This is a genomic window from Modestobacter sp. L9-4 (assembly GCF_019112525.1).
GTDB lineage: Bacteria > Actinomycetota > Actinomycetes > Mycobacteriales > Geodermatophilaceae > Modestobacter.
The window spans coordinates 48529-65718 of the sequence record NZ_CP077800.1; the positions used below are offsets into that span (position 1 = coordinate 48529).

At 74.6% G+C, this 17190-nt stretch carries 16 protein-coding genes and 1 tRNA gene; 9 read left to right on the forward strand and 8 right to left on the reverse strand.

The window, feature by feature from the left end; translation table 11 throughout:
- The first annotated feature begins 7 nt into the window (after positions 1 to 7).
- From aroH to KUM42_RS00235, 4 genes are all read left to right on the forward strand, one after another.
- Positions 8 to 370, forward strand: a complete 363-nt coding sequence (gene aroH, locus KUM42_RS00220) for a chorismate mutase (RefSeq protein WP_237494314.1) — start codon at positions 8 to 10, stop codon at positions 368 to 370.
- Between the two features lie 44 nt (positions 371 to 414).
- A complete protein-coding gene (gene cmk / locus KUM42_RS00225) occupies positions 415 to 1104 on the forward strand; it encodes a (d)CMP kinase (RefSeq protein WP_237494315.1) in 690 nt (229 codons plus the stop codon).
- Entirely contained in the window at positions 1101 to 2474 is a 1374-nt protein-coding gene (der, locus tag KUM42_RS00230) for a ribosome biogenesis GTPase Der (protein WP_237494316.1), read from the forward strand. Before cmk ends, der begins: the two co-directional genes overlap by 4 nt.
- Positions 2475 to 2563: 89 nt before the next feature.
- A tRNA-Pro gene (locus KUM42_RS00235) sits at positions 2564 to 2637 on the forward strand.
- 215 nt (positions 2638 to 2852) lie between these two features.
- Here the strand turns inward: KUM42_RS00235 and KUM42_RS00240 are convergent.
- Positions 2853 to 3668, reverse strand: coding sequence for an SDR family NAD(P)-dependent oxidoreductase (locus tag KUM42_RS00240; RefSeq protein WP_237494317.1), 816 nt, complete (start codon positions 3666 to 3668; stop codon positions 2853 to 2855).
- Between the two features lie 93 nt (positions 3669 to 3761).
- Entirely contained in the window at positions 3762 to 4700 is a 939-nt protein-coding gene (locus KUM42_RS00245; RefSeq protein WP_237494318.1) for a hypothetical protein, read from the reverse strand.
- 127 nt (positions 4701 to 4827) lie between these two features.
- On the opposite strand from KUM42_RS00245, the gene KUM42_RS00250 reads away from it, so the two are divergent.
- From KUM42_RS00250 to KUM42_RS00260, 3 genes are all read left to right on the forward strand, one after another.
- The gene (locus KUM42_RS00250; protein ID WP_237494319.1) at positions 4828 to 5436 is read left to right on the forward strand and encodes a TetR family transcriptional regulator; all 609 of its coding nucleotides are present in this window, start codon (positions 4828 to 4830) and stop codon (positions 5434 to 5436) included.
- 320 nt (positions 5437 to 5756) lie between these two features.
- Positions 5757 to 6044, forward strand: coding sequence for a hypothetical protein (locus KUM42_RS00255; RefSeq protein WP_237494320.1), 288 nt, complete (start codon positions 5757 to 5759; stop codon positions 6042 to 6044).
- A gap of 344 nt (positions 6045 to 6388) precedes the next feature.
- Positions 6389 to 6589 carry a hypothetical protein gene (locus KUM42_RS00260; RefSeq protein WP_237494321.1) on the forward strand — a complete coding sequence of 67 codons (201 nt, stop codon included), beginning with the start codon at positions 6389 to 6391 and terminating at the stop codon, positions 6587 to 6589.
- Between the two features lie 191 nt (positions 6590 to 6780).
- On the opposite strand, the gene xylA is transcribed toward KUM42_RS00260, so the two are convergent.
- The 5 genes from xylA to KUM42_RS00285 all read right to left on the reverse strand — a co-directional run bounded on the left by xylA (position 6781) and on the right by KUM42_RS00285 (position 12499).
- Positions 6781 to 7968, reverse strand: coding sequence for a xylose isomerase (gene xylA / locus KUM42_RS00265; protein ID WP_237494322.1), 1188 nt, complete (start codon positions 7966 to 7968; stop codon positions 6781 to 6783).
- 278 nt (positions 7969 to 8246) lie between these two features.
- On the reverse strand, positions 8247 to 8948 hold the full coding sequence (locus KUM42_RS00270) for a haloacid dehalogenase type II (RefSeq protein WP_237494323.1): 702 nt from the start codon (positions 8946 to 8948) through the stop codon (positions 8247 to 8249).
- Positions 8949 to 9012: 64 nt separating this feature from the next.
- Positions 9013 to 10359: an FtsX-like permease family protein gene (locus KUM42_RS00275; protein ID WP_237494324.1), complete on the reverse strand. Its 1347-nt coding sequence runs from the start codon at positions 10357 to 10359 to the stop codon at positions 9013 to 9015.
- Position 10360: 1 nt separating this feature from the next.
- Positions 10361 to 11095: an ABC transporter ATP-binding protein gene (locus KUM42_RS00280; RefSeq protein WP_237494325.1), complete on the reverse strand. Its 735-nt coding sequence runs from the start codon at positions 11093 to 11095 to the stop codon at positions 10361 to 10363.
- Between the two features lie 381 nt (positions 11096 to 11476).
- A complete protein-coding gene (locus KUM42_RS00285; protein WP_237494326.1) occupies positions 11477 to 12499 on the reverse strand; it encodes a DUF4331 family protein in 1023 nt (340 codons plus the stop codon).
- A 276-nt stretch (positions 12500 to 12775) separates the two neighbouring features.
- Here KUM42_RS00285 and KUM42_RS00290 point away from each other — a divergent pair, with 276 nt between their 5' ends.
- The gene (locus KUM42_RS00290; protein ID WP_237494327.1) at positions 12776 to 13741 is read left to right on the forward strand and encodes an alpha/beta hydrolase; all 966 of its coding nucleotides are present in this window, start codon (positions 12776 to 12778) and stop codon (positions 13739 to 13741) included.
- Positions 13741 to 14109, forward strand: a complete 369-nt coding sequence (locus KUM42_RS00295) for a nuclear transport factor 2 family protein (RefSeq protein WP_237494328.1) — start codon at positions 13741 to 13743, stop codon at positions 14107 to 14109. The genes KUM42_RS00290 and KUM42_RS00295 overlap by 1 nt, the downstream gene beginning before the upstream one ends.
- Before the next feature lie 57 nt (positions 14110 to 14166).
- Here KUM42_RS00295 and KUM42_RS20215 read toward each other — a convergent pair whose 3' ends face one another.
- Positions 14167 to 16935, reverse strand: a complete 2769-nt coding sequence (locus tag KUM42_RS20215; RefSeq protein WP_304610727.1) for a LuxR family transcriptional regulator — start codon at positions 16933 to 16935, stop codon at positions 14167 to 14169.
- Positions 16936 to 17190: the final 255 nt, after the last annotated feature.

Sequence of the window (17190 nt, forward strand, 5' to 3'; positions counted from 1 at the left end):
GAGTGCTGTGGCCGTCCGAGCCATCCGGGGTGCGACGCAGGTGGGCGCCGACGACCGCGACGAGGTGCTGGGCGCCACCCGCGAGCTGGTCAGCGCCGTGCTGGAGCGCAACGAGATCGACCCGGCGGACCTGATCAGCATCCTGTTCACGGCCACCCCAGACCTGGTGTCGGAGTTCCCGGCGCTGGCCGCCCGCGAGCTGGGCCTGGGCGACGTGCCGCTGATGTGCGCCACCGAGATCGCCGTCCCGCACGCCCTGCCCCGGGTGCTGCGGCTGATGGCGCACGTGGAGACGCCGATGGCCCGCGCCGACGTGCAGCACGTCTACCTGCGCGGGGCCGTCGCCCTGCGCCGGGACATCGCGCAGTGAGCGACGGCGCAGTGAGTGAGCGAGCAGTGAGTGGAGAGAGTGCAGTGAGCGAGCAGTTCCGCGGGCAGGTGACCCTCGACGGGCCGTCGGGCACCGGCAAGTCCAGCGTGGCCCGCGACGTGGCCACCCGCCTCGGCGCGGCGTACCTGGACACCGGCGCCATGTACCGGGCGGCCACCGTCGCGGTGCTCGACGCCGGCGTCGACCTCGACGACCCCGAGGGCATCGCCCGGGCGGTGAGCGCCGCCGACATCCAGGTCGGGACGACGGCCGACGCCGAGACGGTCACCGTCGACGGCGTGGACGTCGCGGCGCGGATCCGGGGTGCGGAGGTCACCCGCACCGTGTCACCGGTCTCCGCCGTCCCGGCCGTGCGCCGGCTGCTGGTCGACCGGCAGCGCTCGCTGGTCGCGGCCGCCGACGCGGTGGTCGTGGAAGGGCGCGACATCGGCACCGTGGTGCTGCCCGAGGCCACGTGCAAGATCTACCTGACCGCCGCCCCCGAGGCGCGAGCGCAGCGGCGGGCCGGACAGCTCGGCGTGACCGACGCAGCCCGGATCGCCGAGATCGCCGCGGACCTGCGCCGCCGGGACGAGTACGACAGCAGCCGGGCCGACAGCCCGCTGCGCCCAGCTGCCGACGCCGTGGTCGTCGACAGCACCGGGCTGGACCGCGACGCCGTCGTCGAGCGTGTGCTCGACCTGGCGCGCACTGCAGTGGGAGAACTGGCATGAGCACCGACAACGACGCGCCCTTCGGCGGCGGCGACGAGCCCACCGGGCCGCTGCCCGTGGTGGCCATCGTGGGGCGGCCCAACGTGGGCAAGTCCACCCTGGTCAACCGCTTCCTGGGCCGCCGCGCCGCCGTGGTGCAGGACGTCCCGGGCGTGACCCGCGACCGCATCCCGTATCAGGCGCTGTGGAACGGCAAGAACTTCACCGTCGTCGACACCGGCGGCTGGGAGCCCAAGGCGACCGGCATGGCCGCCTCCATCGCCCGGCAGGCCGAGTACGCGATGAAGACCGCCGACGTGATCGTGCTGGTCGTCGACGCCTCGGTGGGCGTCACGGAGACCGACCTGGCGGCCGCGCGGGTGCTGCGCCGCAGCACCACCCCGGTCATCGTGGTCGCCAACAAGGTCGACGACGAGCGCGGTGAGGCGGGCGCCGCCGAGCTGTGGTCGCTGGGCCTGGGCGAGCCGTTCTCGGTCAGCGCCCTGCACGGGCGCGGCAGCGGTGACCTGCTGGACCTGGTGCTCGACGCGATGCCCGAGGCGCCCCGGGAGACCGAGGACCTGGGCGGCCCGCGCCGCGTCGCGCTGGTCGGGCGGCCCAACGTGGGCAAGTCCAGCCTGATCAACCGGCTGTCGAAGGAGGAGCGCTCGGTCGTCGACTCCGTCGCCGGCACCACCGTCGACCCGGTCGACTCCATCGTGCGGCTCAACGGCGAGGACTGGCGCTTCGTCGACACCGCGGGCCTGCGCCGGCGGGTCAACACCGCCAGCGGCACCGAGTACTACGCCAGCCTGCGCACCGAGGCCGCCATCGAGGCCGCCGAGGTCGCCGTGGTGCTGCTGGCCGCCGACGAGGTGATCAGCGAGCAGGACCAGCGGGTGATCACCCAGGTGATCGAGGCCGGCCGGGCGCTGGTCATCGCCTTCAACAAGTGGGACAACGTCGACGAGGACCGGCACGCCCAGCTGGAGAAGGAGATCGACCGCGACCTGGCCCGCATCCAGTGGGCGAGCCGGATCAACATCTCCGCGACCACCGGCCGTGGCGTGAACAAGCTGGCCGGGCACCTGAAGTCTGCGCTGGCCGGCTGGGAGACCCGGGTGCCCACCGCGGAGCTGAACACCTTCATCCGCACGCTGGTGCAGGAGACGCCCCCGCCGGCCCGCGGCGGCCGGGCGCCCAAGATCAAGTACGTGACCCAGGCCGACATCCGGCCGCCGCGGTTCGTGGTGTTCTCCACCGGGTTCCTGGAGGCCGGGTACCGGCGGTTCCTGGAGCGCAAGCTGCGCGAGCAGTTCGGCTTCCACGGCACGCCGATCGACGTCTCGGTCAAGGTCCGCGAGGGTCGGGAGACCGGCCGGCGCAACTAGGGCCGGAGTTCGAGCGGGGAGAGGCGTGCGGTAATCTCTCCCCGCAGCGATCGAGCGCACCGGCGGTTCCCGCCGGGGGGTTCGGAGCTCGGGCTGTAGCGCAGCTTGGTAGCGCACTTGACTGGGGGTCAAGGGGTCGCAGGTTCAAATCCTGTCAGCCCGACCGAGGAAGTTGCAGGTGAGGGGCCGTTCCCGGGAGACCGGGGGCGGCCCCTGCTGCTGTCCCGGGTCGTTCGACCACCATCTCGCACACCCTGGGTCACCGAGGACGGCGCCCAGGGTGGTCACGGCGTCCTGGGAGACGTCGGTGCGAATGCAAACCGCACTGCGTCGACGAGCTGAGCCGTCGACGCAGTGCGGTCGTGGATGCGGGGTGGGTCAGGAGGCGTCGGCGGAGCGGCTGGTCTGCTCCCATGCCTTCCAGGTCTGCACGCGCTGCTCGTAGACGTGCTGGACCATGTCGTAGGCCACCGAGGTCAGCAGCAGCCGGGTGGGCGGCTCGTCGGCGTCGACGGCGGCCAGGACGGCGGCGACGCTGTCCTGGGCGGTGGGCGCAGGGCCACCTGCACGGGCGGCCATGGCGTCACGGATGGGCTTGTAGACCGGGTTGCCCTCGGACCGGACGGCGGAGTCGGTGCCCCAGTCGGTGGCGAACCCGCCGGGCTCGATGAGGGTGGTGCGGATGCCGAACATGGCGACCTCCTGGGCCAGGGCCTCGGTGAGGCCTTCCAGGGCCCACTTGGAGGCGTGGTAGATGCCCAGGCTGGGGAAGGCGACGACCCCGCCCATGCTGGAGACCTGCACGATGTGGCCGCTGCCCTGCTCGCGCATCAGGGGGATGGCGGCCTGGGTGATCCACAGGGCGCCGAAGACGTTGGTCTCCAGCTGCTCGCGGGCCTCGGCCTCGGTGATCTCCTCGACGAACCCGAAGTGGCCGTAGCCGGCGTTGTTGACCACGACGTCGAGACGGCCGAAGTGGTCGAAGGCCTGCTGGACGGCGGCCTGACCGGCGCTGCGGTCGGTGACGTCGAGGGCGATGGGCAGGATCGCGTCGCCGTACTGCTGCACCAGCTCGTCGAGGCTGGCGGTGTTGCGGGCGGTGGCTGCGACGCGGTCGCCGCGCTCGAGGGCCGCGGTGGTCCAGGCCTTGCCGAAGCCGCGGGAGGTGCCGGTGATGAACCAGGTCTTGCTCATGGAGGGTCTCCTTCTCGTGCCGCGGGGGTGCGGCTGTGGGGGTGCGTCCTGCGGAGGGGTGTCAGGTGAGCCGCGCCCGGTGGCCGGTGGTGGTCAGGCGGCCGGTGCGAGTGGGATGGCCGGCCAGGGCGACCCGACCGGGGTGGTGCCGACCATCTGGCCGGAGGTGATCAGCCGGCCCGAGGCCTCGGCGAGCAGGTCCCAGGCCGCCTGCGTCCGCTCCCGGCCCAGTGCCGCCCACGGGGCGGCGCTGGCGGCGTCGGTCGCCCGCTCGATGCCCTCACGCAGCTGTCGACCCCGGGGGGTGAGGGTGGTGCCGTCAGAGGTGAGCAGACCGCGGCGCACGAGGGCGTTCGAGGCCTGCGCCCAGGTGTCGTCGTCGAGGCTGCGGGTCGAGCGCAGCCCCGCCACGTCCAGGTTCGTCCCGGCCCAGGCGGCGGTGAGCACCTCGGCCTGCACGCGGGGGAGGTCAGCGGCGGTCAGCGCGGCGATGTGACCGTCCCCGCGGTGCTCCCGCAGTGTGTTGGCCGCCCGCCACAGTCGCGCCCACGGGTGCACCGGCGCCACCGTGCTGCCCGGCGCGGTGATCGCCTGCCCGCCGGCGGCCAGTGGCCGTCCGGTGGTGTCCAGGTCGGCGACCGCGGCCTCCAGGTCCTCGGCCACGGCGAGCACGCGGGGGTCCTCGACCAGGTCCGGCTGCTGCCGGGCGGCGGCGAGGACGACGGCGTCGTGCATGCCCCGCACCGCGTCCTCGGCCGGCAGCACCGGCCGACTCCGCTGCAGGACCCCGGTGATGAGCGGGTAGGGGAACCCCCGGAACGCCGCGGCTGCCACGGCCGGGGCAGCGTCACCCAGCGGAGCTGCGCGCAGCACGACCAGCGCGCTGCGCCCGTCCAGGCCGGCGGCGGTGACCACGGCCGCGGCCTCGGGGGTGAAGTAGGCCGACAGGGTCATCGGCTCCGCCGCCGTCCACACCGCCCGCGCCCACTGCGCCGCTCCCTCGTCCACTGCTGCAGGGCTGGTGGTGCTCATGGCGTGCCTCCGGAACCGGGTCGGGTGGACGTCCGGGATGCACTTGGGAGTGCGCCACTCGGACCGCGTCACTGTATGCCCAATGTGACACTTGGTGCCAAACACGGCATCAGGGTAGGATTCGGACGTGGTCAACGAGGAGGATCCGACCCCGATCCGGGAGCGCACCCGTCGGCTGGTCCAGACCGAGCTGACGACGGTGGCCCAGGACCTCTTCGTCGCGCAGGGCTATGACGACACGACCGTGGACCAGATCGCCGCCGCGGCCGGGATGTCCCGACGGACGTTCTTCCGGTACTTCGCGTCCAAGGACGACCTGGTGATCGGCAAGTACGACCTGCTCGGGGACCGCATGGTCGATGCCCTCGACGCCCGGCCCGCCGACGAGCCGGTGTGGCAGTCGCTCCGCCGCGTCTTCGACATCGCCACCGAGTACGTCGACGACCCCCGGCTGCGGGCGCGCAACGACGCCATGAGCGCGATCGTGCAGAGCACCCCACAGCTCAACGCGCGCTACCTCGAGAAGCTGCAGCGCATCCAGCAGCTGCTCGGCGGTCGCGTCGCCGCCCGCCTCCACGGTGCCGACCCCGACCCAACCGACCCGCGCCCCGCGGCCATCGTCGGCGCAGCCTTCGCCTGCATGCAGGCAGCCCGCATCGCCTACCTGGCCTCCGACCAGGCCGCACCGATCGGCACGTACCTGGACCGGGCGATGGAGGCGGTCCACATCGCCTGACTGCTGACGTCGTCGGTGCACCGAGGTCACGTCCCGCGCGGCGCGAGCTCGCGTGCGGCGACGGAACGGCTCGGATCTCTGCTCACCTCCGCGGTGCTGGCCGTGATCGCGCTGATCGCGATCCTGTTCATCCGGGAGGTGCCATGGCGGTCCCAGAGCGGTGAGGAGATGCGACTGGACGCCGAGCAGGCCGTCCGGGCGGACCCGGTCGCGCCGTCCCGGCTGGTTCCGGGACTGGGCGGGTCGGGGGCGCCTCCAACCTCCTGTACGTCCTCTCCTTCGCTGTCCTGGCCGGGGCGGGCACCCAGTTGGCCAACGGCGTGGGCTTCCTCGCGTCGACGGCGCTCGCGAACGCGCTGCACCGGCGGCGCACCTTCCATGCCCGCGGGTCCGTCCGCTGGTACACGGCCCAGCTGGACGGCGGGGGGCTCGCACTCGCCGGACTGCTCGCCACCTCTGTGGCACTGGCCGGTGCGCAGCACGTGGCCGAGCCGTCGACGACCGTGCAGGTGGTGCTCGTCGTGGCGATCACCGGGTTGGTCGGGCTGGTCCGCTTCGTCGCGCTACGGGCCCGGTTCCGACCGAGCGGAGACAGGGGCGAGGAGTGACCAACGGCGAGTTGCAGACGCTCCGACGCGCAGTTCCTACGGCAACAGCACGTCGAAGCGGTCGTGACGCCGTCAGGCGTTCATCCCATCGACCAGAGTGCGTCGGCGCCGGGGCGGGCTCGGTCGCGTGGGATCCGGCTGGAGCAGTTCGCCGCCTACCTCGTGAGCGGCTGGCAGGCCCTCCTCCACGACACTCGTCGCAGGTCGCCCCGACCGTCCGAGGCGACCTGTGCTGGCCGTGACGGCAGGGTCCTGGTCCCGGGGGAGCAGCCCGCAGCGGCACGGTGCACACTGCCGATGTGGTGCAGGTCACCGGCGACCTGCACCGCCCACGGGAGGTGCACGTGTCCGAGGTGACTGCGACGTTCGAGGACGTGGTCGGACCGATCCGCGCAGAGTTCGCCCTCTGCCCGGTCACGGGGCAGCTGGCGGGGCGCCGCAGCGGCCGGCTGGCCCGGCTGCTGCGCGGGCTGGTCGTGCTCGGCTGCGTGCAGGGACACGCCCTGCAGACCCCGGCCACCGGCGTCCGCCACCCCAGGGGCTGAACACCCGGGACGGCGGCCCGCACCGCTGCCGGACAGGCCACTCCCGACGTCCATGACGCGCCCGGGGCGTCCGCAGTGCTGGGCTGGGAACGACAGCAGGGGCCGTCCCCGGTCGACCGGGGACGGCCCCTGCTGGTGTCCTGCCCGTACACGCCCCGGAGCCGCGTGCGGCTGCCGGGGCGTGCGGGAGGTCAGCGGACGCCGAGCAGGTGCTCGATGGCGTAGCGCTGGATGCGGGCGTAGCCGTAGCCCTTGGTGCGGGCGTCGTCGATCGGGTAGTCCTCGAACGAGCCGCGGTCGGCCAGCAGCGCGGCGTGGTCCTCGCCCTCGTTCAGGGTCGGGGTGTGCAGCGCCTCGACGCCGGAGTACTCCAGGGCCTCCTGCACGCGCGGGTCGGCCCGGAACTCCTTGGAGCGCTCGCGCAGCGTCACGTACAGCTCCATGTTGGCCTTCGCCGACTCCCAGACGCCGTCCATGTCCTCGGTGCGCAGCGGCTTGTAGTCGAAGTGCCGGTCGCCGTCGTAGGTCGGGCCACCACCGGGGGCGCCGTTCTCCAGCAGGTCGACGGTCGAGAACGCCTGCAGCAGGTCGCCGTAGCCGAAGACCAGGTCCTGGTCGTAGCGCGGGCCCTTCTGCCCGTTGAGGTCGATGTGGAAGAGCTTCTCCTGCCACAGCGCCTGGGCGATGCCGTGCGTGTAGTTGAGGCTGGCCATCTGCTCGTGGCCGGTCTCGGGGTTGATGCCGACCATCTCGTGGTGCTCGAGCTGGGAGATGAACGCCAGCGCGTGCCCGATGGTGGGCAGCAGGATGTCGCCGCGGGGCTCGTTGGGCTTGGGCTCCAGGGCGAACTTCATGTTGTAGCCCTTGTCGATCGAGTACTGGGCCAGGAAGTCGATGCCCTCGCGGTAGCGGTCCAGCCCGGCCCGCACGTCCTTGGCGAAGTCGACCTCGGAGCCCTCGCGGCCGCCCCAGAAGACGTAGATCTGCGCACCGAGCTCGGCGGCGAGGTCCATGTTGTGCATGACCTTGCGCAGCGCGTACCGGCGGACGCCGCGGTCGTTGCTGGTGAACCCGCCGTCCTTGAACACCGGGTCGCCGAACAGGTTGGTGGTCACCATCGGCACCACCAGGCCGGTCTCGGCCAGCGCGGCCTTGAACTCGTCGATGATCCGGGTGCGCTCGCTGGCGCTGGAGCCCGGCGGGATCAGGTCGTCGTCGTGGAACGTGATGCCGTAGGCGCCGAGCTCGGCCAGCTTGTGCACGGCCTCCGCGCCGGCCAGCGCGGGCCGGGTGGCCTCGCCGAAGAGGTCACGGGCCTGCCAGCCGACCGTCCACAGGCCGAAGCTGAACTTGTCGTCGCGGCTGATGGTCGGGGTCACGAGCTGCCTCCAAAGACGTCAGGTGGTCGCGCGCCAGGTCCTCGACCTGACCGCCTGGCCATACTGCGCGACCTGGCGCCAGGCCGCGAACGCACAGCGGTCGACCGCACCGCCTGGAGCGCACTGCCGGGGGTCGGCGGACCGCCCGCCTCGACCGGACCGACCGCCGGCCTCGCCGCTCCGGGACGCGGCCCCGGTCAGAGCGCCTCGCGGAAGAGGCGCCGGACCCGGGGAGCGGGTGGGGACGTCGTCCGGCGCCGGCCGCCCACGGGTCCCGGTCAGCCGACCGGGAGCAGCTGCTCTGCCAGGGCCGCCAGGTCGGCGGCGACGTGGTCGAACCGCCGGGCCAGGTCGGCCAGATCGGCCTGCGGGCTGCCGGGGCGGTCCAGGTACGCGGTGCGGAAGCCGTGCTCCGCGGCGGCGTCGAGGTCCCAGGGGTGGGCGGCGATGAAGAGGCAGTCCGCCGGGACCAGGTCCAGGGTCCGGACGACGTGTGCGTACACCCGCGGGTCCGGCTTGAACGTCTGCACCGCCTCGCCGGAGACCAGCGTCGTCCAGCGCAGCCCGGCGGCGCGGGACATGGCGAACGCCTGCGCGCTGCCGGCGTTGGTGAGCGCCACGAGCGCGTGCGCGGGGGCCAGCCGCTCCAGCGCCGCGACCACCTCGGGGAACGGGGCCAGCCGACGGCCGGCGGTGGCCAGCCAGGTGACCTGGTCGTCGGTCAGCTCCAGCCCCTGCTCGGCCGCCACGGCGGCCACCGCCTCGGCGCCGAGCACCTCGGCGACCGCGTAGGGACGCCGCCCCTCCCGCACCGCGGTCATGGCGGCGGAGGCGACCTCCTCCCAGCGGGCCACGAACGCCGGGGCGTCGCCGACGGTCCCCGCTCCGAGGGCCTGCACGGCGGCGAGCCGGCCGGCGTCCTCGTCCAGCAGCGTCCCGAGGACGTCGAACACCAGCGTGGACGGCGGGGTCTGCGACACGCACCCATCCAACTCCACCGCGCCGCCACCCGCGCCGGGCCGGCGTCGGGGGAGCCGCCCACGCTCACTGCGCCGACAGCACCGCCACGGGGTCCTGGCGCAGCCGCAGCACCGCCGGTACGACCGTGGCGGTGAGCACCAGCAGCAGCGTCGCCCCTGCAGTGACCCCCAGGGCGGGCAGGCCGAGCGCGCCAGGGTCCAGCGACCAGGACCCGACCGCCCACGCGCCGGCGATCGCGGTGGTGGCGACCGCGACCAGGGCCAGCAGGGTCGCGGTGCCCACCTGCACGACCGCCTCCCAGGCCGCGGTGGCCACGACCAGCCCCGGGGTGGCGCCGGCGGACTCCAGCAGGGCGGCGTCCCGGGCGCGGGCCCGGCCGGAGACGGCCACGGTGGTCGCGGCGCCCACGGCGGCCAGCAGGAGCGGGCCGCCCAGCAACAACACCAGCGAGGAGACCGGCAGGTCTGCCGGGGGCGTACCGGACCGACCCACCTGCGCTGCGGCGATGGTCCCGTGGGTCGACCACAGGCCGCCGGTCAACGCGATCATCACCACCAGGGGGTTGATCGCCGCGGTGCTGCGGTCGAGGTCGGCCAGGGCGACGTTGCGCGCCAGGTACCAGGAGGACGACGCGTCCGCCGGCACGACCCGGGTCCAGGTCCGGGCAAGGGCCGGGGTGAGCAGCGGGGCCGCCGCCACGAGTGCGCCGGCCAGCAGTGGCGCGATGAGCATCAGGGGGTTGCTCAGCTGGTCGAGATCGCGTCCGGGCAGGCCCAGGACGAGGGAGACGACGGCGGCGACCAGGACGCCGCCGACCACCCAGCGCGTGCGGGTCATGGTCAACCGGGGGACGGCGGCCTCGCTCAGCAGCTCCAGCCCGGTCACCCGGCTGGCCTGGCGGGCGGCGCCGGAGCCGCCGGCGAGCACCAGCAGCGCGACCAGGGCGACGGTGCCGGCCACGCCCACGGGGCCGATCCTGAGCTGGACGTCCCCCAGCCCCTGGGCGTCGGCGAGGACGTAGTCGGCGAAGGGCTGCAGGAACGGGGCCGCGACGAGGCAGCCGAGCAGGGCCCCCAGCGCACCGACGACCAGCAGCTGCGCCAGCACGATGAGCCGGATGGCGCCCGGGCGGACGCCGACCAGTTGCCACAGCGCGTGCGAGCGGCGCTGCAGGGTGACGGTCAACCGGGCCACCGAGCTCAGCACCACGACGATGGAGATCACCACGAACCCGGTCAGCGAGCCGCCCACCCCGTACAGCGCGAGCCCCGCGGTGCCCGGGGTTCGGTACGCGGTCTCGACGAGCGCCGCGCTGACCGAGACGACTCCGCCGGCGGCCAGGCACACGAACAGGACCGCCAGCCACATCCGGGCGTTGGCGACCAGGTCGCTGACCAGCAGCCGGAGCACGTCAGACCACCTGGCCGGCGGAGATCTCGGCGAAGACCTGGTCGGCGGTGGGCCGGGTCAGCTCGCGGGAGACCACGCCGTCGCGCAGCACCACGACGCGGTCGGCGCGCGCGGCGGACACCACGTCGTGGGTGACCAGCACGACCGAGCGGTCGCCGGCCGCCGTCTGCCGCAGCAGGTCCAGCACCTGGGTGCCCGACGCGGTGTCCAGCGCGCCGGTCGGCTCGTCGGCGAACACGACCTGCGGCCGCGCGGCCAGCACGCGGGCGATGGCCACCCGCTGCTGCTGGCCACCCGACAGCGCCGACGGCTTGTGCCCGCCGCGGTCGGCCAGCCCCACCTCGGCCAGCGCGCGGTCGACGTCCTCGACGCTGATCCGGTGCCGGGCCAGCCGGGCCGGCAGTGCCACGTTCTCCCGGGCGCTGAGGGAGGGGATGAGGTTGTAGGACTGGAAGACGAAGCCGACTCGGCCGCGGCGCAGCGCGGCGAGCTGGCCGCGGCGCAGCGTGGACAGGTCCTCGCCCAGCAGCCGCACGGTGCCGGAGGTGGCGGCGTGCAGCCCGGAGAGGCAGTAGAGCAGCGTGGACTTGCCCGACCCGCTGGGGCCCACGATCGACACCATCTCCCCGGGCTCGACGCGCATCGAGACGCCGCGCAGCACCGACACCGGTGGGCCGCCGTCCGGGCCGGCGAAGGTCGCGGTCAGGTCGTGCGCCTCGAGCAGGGGAGGGGGCATGGTCTCGTGTCTCCATCAGTGGTCCGGTCCGGTCCGGGCCGGGCCCTCGCCGGGCGGCCGTCGGCGACAGCGTGCCGGGGAGGTCGCGTCGTCGTCATCAGTCACGTGACTCGGCGGGACGGGGCCGGTGGGCCGCACGGGTGGTCGTGCCGTCCCCGTCGGCGGCCGCGACCCCCGGGTGCGCGGCGAGGGCAGGACGTGGGGTCGTGCGCGGCCACAGCGGTGACCGCGCCGGTCAGCCGGTCGGACCGGGTGCGTCGAGGGCAGCCGACTCGGCCTCCACCCCGGCGAGCAGGAGGTGGTCCTCGGCCGCTGTGCACTCGGCTGGGCTCGCTGGGCTCGGCCGGTGAGCTGCCCCCTCGCCCGGCCGGGCCCGCGGCGTCAGGCGGGGACGACGTACGGGAACTCCGTGCGCCGCAGGTCCCGGTTCGTCGCCGGCGTCAGGCCCGACGGGACGGCGCTGCCGGTGACCAGCGACAGCATGACCTCGGGGGCGTTGTCGGCCAGCGTGCGGCCGTTGCGGACAGCGAACCCGTAGGTGGCCGGCGTGCCGACGACGTAGGACAGCACGTCGGGGAAGAGCTCGGCGACCACGGCAGCGGCGTGCCCCGCCGGGTCGGCGACGGCCCCGCTCGCGGCGACGGTGGCGGCGATGTGCTCGGCGATGTGCGCCCGGTCGTTGTCGACGTCCTGGGAGACGTGCTGAGTGTTGGCCGGGTGGGTGAACTGGACGTCGGTCGGCCAGAAGATCGGCCACGTCATCGGGTGCCCGGCGCGGTTGACCTGCCGCCAGCCGCCGGCGTCGGTGGCCAGCTTGGTGGCCGCCCAGACCCCGATCCGGGCGCCGGGGCGCAGCAGCGGGTGGTCGTGGGAGACCTCCAGCACGATCGTGTCCACGGTGGTGCCGGTGAAGCTGTTCGTGGCCTGCTCGGGCCGCCAGTCGGACAGGTCGACCGCCGTCCCGTCGGCGACGGCGGCGTTGACCTTCGAGAGCAGCCCGAGGTCGATGTAGAACCAGTCCCGGATGCGACCGGCCCACAGCTGCACGCCGGCGCCCGTGGCCGCCGTCCCGGTCGTGCCCTCCACCAGCAGCTCGCCGGTCGCGTCGTCCCCGACCGCGTCGCTGCCGGTGAGCGCGTGCAGCTGCAGCGTCTGCCGGCCGTCGGCGCCCGCCTCGGCGAAGGCGACCCGGTAGGTGAGCTCCTCGGACTCGGCCCCGTCGAGGTGGACCTTGAACTCGTACCGCGCCTCGGGGTGGAAGCTCGGCTCGGAGTGCAGGCCGTTGATCGTGGAGTTGACGTCCATGACGAAGACGGTGCTGTCCTGCCCCGGGAAGACGCACAGGTCGTCCAGGAAGAGCTGGCCGGTCTGGGCGGCCAGCGGTGTGTCGAGGTGGTGGGACACGGTGGTTCCTCTCGCTCGGGAGCCTGGTGGACGAACCCCGCGCGGCGGGGCCCGTCCACCCTGTCCGAGGAGCCGGGGTCCGACATCGGTCATGTGACTGGGCCGGACGCCGATCGCCGTCCGCGTCGTCCGGCGCACCCGTCTGTAGAGGACGCGAGCCCGACCGGGACCACCGCTGCGGCAGCGGGACAGTCACGTGACCGATGCGCGGCCGTGGCCGCTCCGGTGAGGCTCCTCATCGATCTCGTCCACCCCGAGCCGAAGAGGTACCACCTGATGACCGAGCCCGTGAAGCCCGTCCTGGAGCCCACCGCCCAGGCGTTCGCCGATGCCAACGCCAACCCGCCGTTCCTCTACCAGCTCTCCCCGGCCGAGGGCCGGAAGATCGTGGACGGCGTGCAGTCCGACCCGCCGCCGGTGGTCCTGGACGCCGACGTCTCCGACCTGACCATCGAGGGCGGCCCGACCGGCTCCGTGCGGGTCCGCATCGTGCGCCCGGCCGGCGCCACCGGCGTCCTGCCGGTGATCCTCTACGTGCACGGCCTGGGCTGGGTGTTCGGCGGGCCGCAGACCCACGACCGGCTGGTTCGCGAGCTGGCCGTCGGCGCGCAGGCCGCCGTGGTGTTTCCCGACTACGACCTGGCGCCGGAGAAGCAGTACCCGACCCAGATCGAGCAGGTCTACGCGGTCGCGGACTGGCTGGCGATGAACGCCCCCGAGCAGAGCCTGGACGCGAGCCGGATCGCGATCGCCGGTGACTCGGTCGGCGGCAACATGGCCGCCGTCACCACCATCCTGGCCAAGCAGCGCGGCGGGGTGTCCTTCACCGGCCAGCTGCTGTTCTACCCGGTGACGAACGCGGACTTCGAGACCGGCTCCTACCACCAGTTCTCCTCCGGCTACTTCCTCGAGCGGGCCGGCATGCAGTGGTTCTGGGACCAGTACACGACCGACCCCGCCCAGCGCGCGAAGATCACCGCCTCCCCGCTGCGGGCGACGCTGGAGGACCTCGCCGGCCTGCCCCAGGCGCTGGTCATCGTCGGTGAGGCCGACGTCCTGCGCGACGAGGGCGAGGCCTACGCGGCCAAGCTGCGCGCCGCCGGCGTCCCGGTCACCGCGGTCCGCTACGCCGGGATCACCCACGACTTCGTGGGCCTGAACCCGCTGCGGCACACCTACGCCGCCGAGGCCGCCATCAACCAGGGCATCGCGTTCCTGCGCGGCGTGCTCGGCACCGACTGATGCCCGACGCCCTGGTGCCCGGTCCCGCGGAGCTGTTGGAGCGGATGGTCGCCGACGTCTTCAACCAGCCCGACGCCGACCGGCGGGCTGCGGTGATCGCCGAGCTGTTCACCTCCGACGTCGAGTTCACCGACCCGGAGCGGACCGTGCGCGGCCGCGACGAGCTGGCCGCGACGGTGAGCGGGCTGCTCGCGCAGGGACCCGGCCTCGTCTTCGTCCACGCGGGTCCCTTCCGCGGCGTGGGCGACCTGGGCATGCAGTCCTGGCGGCTGGGCCCGCCCGGCGGCGAGCCGGTGCTCGGCGGGCTGGACGTCGTGACCGTCGTCGACGGCCGCATCGCCCGGCTCTGGACCCTGATCGACGCCTGACCCGCTGCCCGCGCCCGCTGCCGCCCCGGCCGTCACCGGGGCGGCGGCGGGCGCGGTTCAGCGGCCGAGCGCGTCGCGCAGCTGTGCCCGGGAGGTGAGCCCCAGCTTCGGGAAGATCCGGTACAGGTGGCTGCCCACCGTGCGGTGGGAGAGGTAGACCTGGTCGGCGATCTCCTTGTTGGTGTGACCGTCGGCAGCCAGGTGCGCGATCTGCAGCTCCTGGGCGGTGAGCAGGGCGGCGGCGTCGCGGGCGCCGCGCGGGTGCCGGTCCACCGGTGCCGCGCCGGCCGCCCGCAGCTCCGCGGCGGCCCGCTCGGCCCACAGCCGGGCACCGGCGGCGTCAAAGGCGTTCAGCGCCTCCGTGAGCGGCTCCACCGCCGACCCGATCTGCCGCTGGCGGCGCAACCACACCCCGTGCGCGAGCCGGGTGCGGGCCAGCTCCAGCGGGGCGCCGCCGACCTCGCCGGCCGCGGTCGCCGCCCGGTAGGCGTCCTCGGCGTCCGGCCCGTCGCACAGCAGCGCGCGGCTGCGGTGGAGCAGCATCGCCAGGTGCGGTGAGCCGAACACCGCGTTGTCCCGCTCCAGCTGCTCCACCACGCCGGTCACCTCGGCGGCCTTGCCACTGCGGACGGCGGCCTCGGTCAGGTCCCCGATCGCCCAGGCGGCGACCACGGGGTGCTCCTCGACCTGGCGCAGCCGCACCCACGCGTCGCGGTGCCGGTGCTCGGCCAGGGCCAGGAGACCCGCGGCCCAGTGCAGCTCGGCCGCCGTGCGGCCCACCGGCGCGCTGCCGGCCGTCGTCTGAGCCTGCTGCAGCGCCGCCGCGGCCCGCTCCAGGTCACCCGTCCAGGTCGAGGCCTGCGCGAGGACGCCGAGGGCGGCCGCCTGCACGATGAACAGGCCGGCGTCGCCGGACATCCGCCGGGTGAGCTCGGCGCTGGCCAGCGCGCCGGTGAGGTCACCGGTCACCACCCGCACGAGCGCCTGGCCGTGCAGGGTGAGGCACTCCTCGCTCACCTCCCGCGCCTGCCGGGTCAGCTCGGTCGCGGTCGACCACAGCGCCGCTGCCGTGGGCAGGTCCTGGATCGCCTCCGCCGCGGTCGCCAGCCGGTTGGGGGCCGGCACCGCACCGCCGATCTGACCCAGCCGGCCACGCCACCGGGCGGCGTGCTGCAGCGGGTCCACCAGCAGCAGGGCGACCTGCAGCTCGGCGTCGGGCACGCCCAGCGGGCGGACGGCGGCCAGCGCGTCCCGCACCCGCCCGGGCAGTGTGCCGCCGGGGTGCAGCACGTTGACCCCGATGGCGGCGGCCGACAACGCGCGCATCCGGGCGTGGGGGTGGGCGGTGCCGGTGGGCCCGGCCAGGTCCTCGGCCAGCCGGACCAGCTCCTCGATCCGGCCGGCCCACTCCCCGTGGCTGGCGCTCAGCCGCCACCGGGTGACCGCGGCCCGCACCGCCAGCGCCGGTTCGGCCGAGGGGTCGGCGAGCAGCGGGCGCACCGTCGCCGACAGGGACGCCGCCGACGCCAGCCCGGCCAGCCGCGCCGTCTCCGCGGCCTCGACCAGCCGGCGCAGCCGGGCGGCCGGGTCGACCGACAGGGCCGCGGCGCGCTCGTAGGCCGCCGAGGCCTCGGCCTGGGCGCCTCGCTGCGCGGCGTCCTCGGCCACGTCGGTGAGCGCCCGGGCGACCTGCTCGTCCGGGTCGGGGGTGGCGGCCGCGCGGTGCCAGGTGGAGCGCCCCGCGGAGGTGCTGCCGGCCAGCGCCTCGTGCACGGCCAGCCGGGCCGCGAACGGCGCGGCGCCGTAGACCGCCGAGCGCACCAGGGGGTGCCGGAAGCGCAGCTCGTGCGCCAGCACCCGCACCAGGCCGGCGGCCTCGGCCGGCGCCAGGTCCAGCGGGTGCAGCCCGAGGTCGCGGGCCGCGGCGACGACCTCGCCGAGGGGTGCGTCCTCACCGGCGGCGGCCACGAGCAGGAACCGCTGGGTGGGGTCGGGCAGCCGCAGCACCTGCTGCATGAACGCGTCCTCCAGCCGCTGCGGCAGCGGCAGCCGGGGGAGCCGGTCGGCGTCGGCGGGGGCGCCCGGGTCCTGCACCAGGACGGCGAGCTCGCGCAGCGCCAGCGGGTTGCCGTAGGCCTCCTCCAGCACCCGGGCGCGCAGCCGGCCCGTGGGCGGGGTGCCCAGCTCGTCGAGCAGCTGCCCGGACTCCTCGGCGCTCAGCGGTGCCAGCTGCAGCTGCTCGACCTGCCAGCCCGGGCGGTCGGCGGGGGCGGTGTCACCGGTGCGCAGGGTGGCCAGCAGGACGACCCGGGTCTGGGTGGCGCGGCGGGTGAGGACGCCCAGGAGGTCGGCGCTGGAGCGGTCCAGCCACTGGACGTCCTCGACCAGCAGCAGCAGCGGCCGGTCGGCGCTCGCCTCCTCCAGCAGCCCCAGGGTGGCGGCGTGCACCAGCAGCCGGTCCGGCGCCCGCACCTGTCCCTCGGCGTCGTCGGTCCCGAACACCGTGGCGAGGGTGGCCTGCTGGCGGCGGGGGAGCTGGGGCAGGTGCCCGGTCAGCGGGTGCAGCAGCTGGTGCAGCCCGCCGAAGCCGACGGTGCGCTCGTGCTCGACCCCCACGCACCGCAGCACCGTGTACCCGGCCGCCACCGCGTGGTCGGCCGCCTCCTCGACGAGGGTCGTCTTGCCGATCCCCGGCTCGCCGGTCACGAGGACGGCGGCCCCGCCGGCGTCGACGCCGTCGAGCAGCTGCCGCAGGCGGGTGCGCTCCTCCCGCCGGCCCACGAGCGGCCGGCCCGGGGCCGTCTGCAGGCCCGACGTCGTTGACATGTCACCCACTATGCTGCTCCCTGTGTGGACGACGGTGGGCCCGGGTGCGGGACGCCGGCGGACGCGCGGGCGCCGGTCGTCGTGCGCGGTGCGGGCGGTCGGCAGCCCCGGGGTCGTGGGCCCGGAGCCGCGGCGGTCGAGCGGGCGCGGGCCGGGGACGCTGTGCACGGGTGTCCTCCCTGCGGGTCGTGAGCACCCCGGCCCGCCGGGCAGGAGCGGGACGCGGGGACGGCGGCTGTGCACCAGCCCACCAGT

Bases quoted from the DNA above. Each gene is read 5' to 3' on its own strand.
- KUM42_RS00280 (WP_237494325.1), bottom strand. From the start codon at position 11,095: ATGCCCCCTCCCCTGCTCGAGGCGCACGACCTGACCGCGACCTTCGCC.
- KUM42_RS00290 (WP_237494327.1), top strand. From the start codon at position 12,776: ATGACCGAGCCCGTGAAGCCCGTCCTGGAGCCCACCGCCCAGGCGTTC.
- KUM42_RS00295 (WP_237494328.1), top strand. From the start codon at position 13,741: ATGCCCGACGCCCTGGTGCCCGGTCCCGCGGAGCTGTTGGAGCGGATG.
- KUM42_RS00240 (WP_237494317.1), bottom strand. From the start codon at position 3,668: ATGAGCAAGACCTGGTTCATCACCGGCACCTCCCGCGGCTTCGGCAAG.
- KUM42_RS20215 (WP_304610727.1), bottom strand. From the start codon at position 16,935: ATGTCAACGACGTCGGGCCTGCAGACGGCCCCGGGCCGGCCGCTCGTG.
- der (WP_237494316.1), top strand. From the start codon at position 1,101: ATGAGCACCGACAACGACGCGCCCTTCGGCGGCGGCGACGAGCCCACC.
- KUM42_RS00245 (WP_237494318.1), bottom strand. From the start codon at position 4,700: ATGAGCACCACCAGCCCTGCAGCAGTGGACGAGGGAGCGGCGCAGTGG.